The following is a 6,000-nucleotide window of genomic DNA, read 5'->3' as shown; positions in this document are numbered from 1 at the left end:
CGGTGGTAGGTGGTGGCCATGCCGGGACGGTTGTTGAGGTCTTCGTTGATGGTGAGGGATTGGCGGTACCAGTCCTCGGCCTCCTCCAGCCGCCCCCGCAACGTGGCGACGTTGCCGAGCTGGTGGTAGGTGCCGGCCATGCCGGGACGGTTACCGAGGTCTTCTTTGATGGTGAGGGATTGGCGGTACCAGTCCTCGGCCTCCTCCAGCCGCCCCCGGTCCTGGGCGACCGTGCCGAGCTGGTGGTAGGCGGTGGCCATGCCGGGACGGTTGCGGAGGTCTTCGTCGATGGTGAGGGATTGGCGGTACCAGTCCTCGGCCTCCTCCAGCCGCCCCCGCTCCTGGGCGACCGTGCCGAGCTGGTGGTAGGCGGTGGCCATGCCGGGCCGGTTGTTGAGGTCTTCTTTGATGGTGAGGGATTGGCGGTACCAGTCCTCGGCCTCCTCCAGCCGCCCCCGGTCCTGCGCGACCATGCCGAGCTGGTGGTAGGCGGTGGCGAGATGGGCACGTTGTTGGGGTGTGGTGGGCTGCTGTTGCAGGGCGTTGAGGATCTCGCGATAGGTCCGTCCCGCTTGGTCCAACTGGCCCTGAGTCGTCTGTCGGTTGGCTTGGGAGCCGGTCAGGAACAGCCACAGGGAGCCAGCTGGGGTGTCCAGGTCGGGCGGGGTGCCGTCAGGGGTTTCGAGGACCAGCCGTGCCCTGTCAACCCATGCACGGGCCTCTTCCGTCAGTCCCCGCGCGTTCCAGTAGTCGCCCAGCGGCTGGGCGATGTCCTGGGCTTGGGTCCACATGCTGTGGTCGAGGGCGTAGCTGAGCATGCTGCCCAGCGTCCGCTCCTGATAGCTGATCAATGCCATGGCGAACTGGGCGTCACCGCTGCGGATCTGTTGCATGAGCCAGTTGCCAAGTGCGGCGTGCGCGTCCAGCAGCGCGCGCAGGGCGGCGGTGTGCTGGTCGCGGTAGGTGTCGAGTGCTTGGGTTTGCCAGTGTGTGGTGAGGTAGGCGGGCAGGGCCGGGTGGATGCGGTATATGCCCGCCCCCAGTGGCGTCAGCAGTCCCACCCCCGCCGCCCGGTCCAGCAGGTGTCTCCACTCGGCGGCCGTGTGGCCACGAAACGGCTCGGGAACGTTCGGGTGTGCGGAGAACATGGCCAGGACGGCGGCGTGGGCGACGCCGTGGAGGAGGCTGAGCGCGGCCAGGGTGTGCTGGTCGGTGGTGGGCAGGTGGGTGAAGGAGTAGGTGATGCTGGTGGCGAGGCAGGTGGTGCGCTCGCCAGTTGTGGTGTCGGGCAGGGGCGTGGTGCCCTGGAGGCCGGCCAGCAGGTCCTGCGGGTTGGTGGTGTTCAGATGCGGCAGGATGATCCGCATGCTCAGCGGGTGCCCGTCCAGCCATTGCATCAGCTCCCCGAACGCCTTTAATTCCCGGCGTGGTTGGGCATCGGGGTAGGGGATGAGGAGGTGGTCGGCGTACTGGCCGGCTTCCTCAGTGTCCAGGCCGGGCACCTTCACCCGGCGCACCTGGGGGCCGAGCCATGTTTCGGGGTTGCGGCTGGTGACGATGACCGCGCTGGTGCCGTGGGCTGCGATACGAGTCAGGAAGTCGCGTAGCTTGTTGCGCTCGGCCTCGGGCAGGGGCGGGGTGGCCTGGGTGGGGTCGGGCATGGTGTGCACGGATTCGAAGTTGTCCCACACCAGCAGCAGCCGGCGCTCGCACAAGATCTCTTCCACCAGACTCTGGCGCTGGTCGGGGTCGAGCAGGGCGAACTGGGTGCCGAACAGGCGCAGTCCGATGCTGGTGATCACGCCGTCCAGGCCGAAGGAGGCGACGCCGGGTTCGAAGGAGTGCCAGATCACCCCGTCCGGATGGTCCAGCGCACCGGTGTCGCGCCACCAACGGCCGAAGGCCTTGGCCAGCTCGGTCTTGCCCGTTCCGCCGGGCCCGTGCAGCACCACCACATGCTGGAGCCGGGCGGCCAGGTCCAGGGTATAGAGCAGGGCGTCGCGGCCGATGAACTCCCCTACCGCCTCCAGCACCGCCTCCGGGGGCGTCTCCCCGGTGTGGGGACGCTCGCGGATGCGGTCCAGCATCTCCTCAAGCGACTGCCCGGCCTGGCGTTCGGTGCGCAGCCCGGGAAAGCGGACCTCGCTGCGCGAGTACAGCACCGGCACCACCCAGTCGGCCAGCGGCATCCTGCCCTTGGGCGACGGCCGCAGATCCTGCTGGGCCAAGCGGCGACGGCCGGCGGCCACCGCCTCGGTCACCCGGTCTCCGGCGAACAGTCGCTCGTAGAAAGCCGCCATGAACTCGGCGGCCGCCACCGCATACACGCTGTAGGCCATGGCCACCACGGCCGCGGTGCCCTCCTGCAGCAGCCGGGTGGCCACCGCCGCCTCGACCTGGGATCCCACCACCGCGGACTGGCAGGCGTTGAGCACCACCACCGGCACCCGCGCCTGCTTGAGCACCCGCGCCACGTCATCGGCGGCCACCAGATCGGATCCGCCCTCCGGCTTCTCGAACGCCAGCATCCCCTGCGGCCCTGGCCCCCGGAACATCACCGGCCTCCCTGCCCCGCCCAACGGGCCAGCTAGCTGGCCGAACACCCCATGCCCGTCGAAGTGCACGATCTGGAACGGCTCGCCCGCCTCCCGAGCCTGCTCCAGCACCTGCTGCAGGTGTTCCAGGGTCGGCGGGCGCAGCACCACCAGCTCCACCTGCCCGCGCACCGCCGCCAGCCGGTCCAACAACGGGCGGGCGATCATCTGATAGCCCACGTCCCGGGTGCCACGCGGCCGGGAGATCACCATCAGCACCCGCAGCCGCGACCCCCCAACCGTGAAAACCTCGCCCAAACTCGCCGTCGGCATGGTGCGCGAGAGTGCCACCTGCGCATCCAGTGCCAACGGCGTCGGCCGCCCCGGATCAGCCATTAGCTCCCACGGCCAGCCCAGCGGCTCCGCCGCCCCCGACACCACCACCAGCTCGACCCGGCCGCCCCGTGCCTCCGCCCGCGCCCGCGCCCGCAGATAGGCATCCCGGGCCGGCCCAGCGCCGAACACCGCCTCGAAGACCTGCTCACCCCACCGTGGCAACTGGGCCGCAGCTTGCGAGCCCCGCTCGCCGTACACCCCGAATGGCGACTGCAGATACTTCTCCAAGTACCAGCGCAACTCCTCCAGCACCGATCCGTCCAACGGCCACACCAACGCCACCGGATCCCCCACCCGACTGGGATACGACTCGCCCTCCGGCCACACCAGCACCGTCACCCGGCCGTCCCCAGTGACCTCCAGCAGCAGACGCTCCGACACAGCCATCACCCCCCGTACAGACCTGCAGCGCGCCACCACGCCCCATCCCCCCAGCGACCGTAGCCACCAAGCCACCCCACCGACGGCAAAACACCCAAACCGGCGCCGAGTACGTGCCCCTGCCACCCTCCGGCAGCAGCGCCTGATCATGGAGTCCGGGGCAGAGCTCCCCGATGGGCTGAGGACAGGCTCTGTTAGTCGTCCACTCACGCGAAGGAACGGCGTTGGCGTAATCCACCAGGAGAGCAGCCTTCCGGCGGGCCCCTCTGGAGTTCATATGGCACTGACCTACGACGTTCGCCTCTACTCCATCGAGGTCCGCAAGGATCGCCCGAAGCCCTACCGTCTGCGCTGGCTGGTCGGGGAGCGCAAGCACTCCAAGAGCTACACGCTCAAGGTCCAAGCCGAGGGACGCCGCTCGGAACTCATGTCGGCCGTGCGGCGCGGTGACCAGTTCGACGAGGAGACGGGCTTGCCGATCTCCGAGCTGCGCGCCAAGCAGGGCGCCATCACGTGGTACGAGCACAGCCGTGCGTACGTCGACCGCAAGTGGGTGCTGGCCCCGGCGAAGTCGCGGAAGAACTATGCCGATGCTCTGGCAACCATCACCCCCGTGCTCGTGAAGACGAAGACGGGAATGCCAGACACCGCGCTTATGCGGCGCGCGCTGTACGGGTGGGCGTACAACCGGAATCGCTGGGCCGAGACCCCGCCGGACGATGTGGCCCGCGCCCTGGCCTGGATCTCCAAGCACTCCATGCCGGTCTCCGCGCTGGAGGACCCGGCGACCGTACGTCTGGCCCTGGACGCGCTGTCCCTACGGCTGGACGGGAAGGAGGCGTCGCCGCGCACCGCGAAGCGGAAGCGAGGCTGCCTCAGTGACGTTCTAGGGCTCGCCGTGGAAGAGCAGTACTTCACCATGCCGGTCAACCCGATCACGGCCGTGAAGTGGACCGCCCCGAAGACCGCGGAAGCGGTGGACCCCGAGAGCGTCGCCAATCCTCGCCAGGTCCGCGCGCTGCTGGCAGGGGTGCGCGAGCAGGGGCCACGTGGGCGGCACCTGGAAGCGTTCTTCGGGTGCCTGTATTACGCGGCCATGCGGCCCGCCGAGGCCGCCGGACTGCGCGTGAGCCAGTGCCACCTCCCGGAGACGGGGTGGGGGATGCTCACCCTGCGGGAAGGAGTTGTCCGGGCCGGACGGAGCTGGACCGACGACGGAACGGCGCATGAGGCTCGCCACCTCAAGGCCCGCGCCAAGAAGGACTCCCGTCCCGTGCCGATCCCGCCGCACTTCGTCCGTCTGCTGCGGCAGCACATCGCCGCACACGGCACGGCGCCCGATGGTCGTCTCTTTCGGACGAACCGCAATGGGCTGCTGCAGGAGACCGGCTATGGGGAGGTGTGGGCCAAGGCCCGGAGGGATGTGCTGAGCGAGACGGAAACGGCCTCGCTGCTGGCCCGCCGTCCCTACGACCTCCGACACACCGGGGTGTCGTTCTGGCTCAGTTCCGGCGTGGATGCGATGGAGTGCGCCCGCCGTGCCGGGCACAGCATCGCAGTGCTGCACAAGGTGTACGCCAAGGTGCTTGACCAGACGCGGGAGCATGCGAACAGCCGCATCGACGCAGCCCTCCGGGAGTGGAACGAACCCGAGTGAGCATGTTCTCCCCTGGGGGACACCTGGGGGACACTCACTGATCAACAGTGGGATATGGGCGGTACGAGGTGAGACACGTCCACGTCGCGTCCACAACGAATCGAACAGGGAAAGCAAACGAGAGACTCCCTCTGACCAGGCAAGTAACCTGGTCAGAGGGAGTCTCTCTCAGAGTGGCGGCGCCAGGATTCGAACCTGGGAAGGCTGAGCCGGCAGATTTACAGTCTGCTCCCTTTGGCCGCTCGGGCACACCGCCGGGTTGCTGCCGTTCGAACCGCCTTTCGACGGTGCTCCCTGGCAACGACGTAAACAATACCCGATGCGGAGGGGTGCTCCGCCACCCAATTGATCGGCATCCTGAGGGCCGGGGATGGCTAGGCTTGTGCGGATGCGGCCCGGATCCACACCGGGCTCGGCGGCCACCCCCACGCCCGCCGATCCGCACCGACACGCACCCCGATACAAGGAGCCACAGGACATGGCCGACTCCAGTTTCGACATCGTCTCGAAGGTCGAGCGGCAGGAGGTCGACAACGCCCTCAACCAGGCCGCCAAGGAGATCTCGCAGCGCTACGACTTCAAGGGCGTGGGTGCCTCGATCTCATGGTCCGGGGACAAGATCCTCATGGAGGCGAACTCCGAGGACCGGGTGAAGGCCGTCCTCGACGTCTTCCAGTCCAAGCTGATCAAGCGCGGCGTCTCGCTGAAGGCCCTGGATGCGGGCGAGCCCCAGCTCTCCGGCAAGGAGTACAAGATCTTCGCGTCGATCGAGGAGGGCATCTCCCAGGAGAACGCGAAGAAGGTGGCGAAGATCATCCGCGACGAGGGCCCGAAGGGCGTCAAGGCCCAGGTCCAGGGTGAGGAACTGCGCGTCAGCTCCAAGAGCCGCGACGACCTTCAGGCCGTGATCGCGCTGCTGAAGGGCAAGGACTTCGACTTCGCACTGCAGTTCGTGAACTACCGGTGATCAACCGCATGTGCCGGTAGCTGCGGCAGCTCTGGGCAGACCCGCGGGCAGGCGCTCGGCGGTCG

The 6,000-nt window shown here is 68.3% G+C and carries 3 protein-coding genes and 1 tRNA gene; 2 read left to right on the top strand and 2 right to left on the bottom strand.

The genetic code is table 11. The features are described 5' to 3' along the window. On the bottom strand, positions 1–3,311 hold a 3,311-nt coding region (locus AB0A61_RS03495; protein WP_361285413.1), incomplete at its 3' end, for a tetratricopeptide repeat protein. Between the two features lie 277 nt (positions 3,312–3,588). On the opposite strand from AB0A61_RS03495, the gene AB0A61_RS03490 reads away from it, so the two are divergent. Continuing rightward, positions 3,589–4,968 carry a tyrosine-type recombinase/integrase gene (locus AB0A61_RS03490; RefSeq protein WP_361285410.1) on the top strand — a complete coding sequence of 460 codons (1,380 nt, stop codon included), beginning with the start codon at positions 3,589–3,591 and terminating at the stop codon, positions 4,966–4,968. A 174-nt stretch (positions 4,969–5,142) separates the two neighbouring features. Here AB0A61_RS03490 and AB0A61_RS03485 read toward each other — a convergent pair. After that, a tRNA-Tyr gene (locus AB0A61_RS03485) sits at positions 5,143–5,224 on the bottom strand. A 222-nt stretch (positions 5,225–5,446) separates the two neighbouring features. Between AB0A61_RS03485 and AB0A61_RS03480 the strand changes: the two genes are divergently transcribed. Further along, entirely contained in the window at positions 5,447–5,935 is a 489-nt protein-coding gene (locus AB0A61_RS03480) for a YajQ family cyclic di-GMP-binding protein (protein WP_361285407.1), read from the top strand. Positions 5,936–6,000: the final 65 nt, after the last annotated feature.

Source organism: Streptomyces sp. NPDC046197 (assembly GCF_040646295.1).
Taxonomy (GTDB): domain Bacteria; phylum Actinomycetota; class Actinomycetes; order Streptomycetales; family Streptomycetaceae; genus Streptomyces.
The sequence above is the reverse complement of the archived record's forward strand: the minus strand, read 5'-3'. Positions and strand labels throughout refer to the sequence as shown.